Raw genomic sequence first — 407 nt, forward strand, 5'->3', positions numbered from 1 at the left:
GGGTGGGACGACCCGGCGCTGAAGGCCGTCCTCGACGGCGGCCCCGGACCCTGGCCGCCGGAGGGTGCGGATTTCGCAGACCGCATTCTGACGGAGGTGCGGCTGCGCGTGCTCGACGCGAGCGGGCAGGACGAGGCCTATCTGAACCTCGCTCGGGCGGCTGGCGCGCAGGCGCGGGTCGCCGGCAAGCTGGCCCGGCTCGGGCGGATCGCGGAGGCCGTGGCGCATGCCGAGGCCACCTTCACCAGCCCGGCGGAAGCCCTCGACCTCGCGCAGGTTCTCAAGGACGCCGGCCACGGCAAGGAGGCCCTGGCCGTTGGGGAGGCGGGCCTCGGGCTCGGGCAGGACGAGGCCGAGAACCTTGAGCTCGGGCATCCGAACCGCTCCGTGGTGCCCTTGGCCCGCTG

Annotated in this window: 1 protein-coding gene; it reads left to right on the forward strand. The window is 74.7% G+C overall.

Annotation, left to right across the window (positions count from 1 at the left end; all coding sequences use genetic code 11):
- Window positions 1–407, forward strand: a 407-nt coding sequence (locus tag AC066S_RS39765; RefSeq protein ID WP_478272056.1) for a hypothetical protein, incomplete at both ends; no start/stop codon positions are given.

Source organism: Bradyrhizobium sp. CFUWI, from assembly GCF_056429085.1.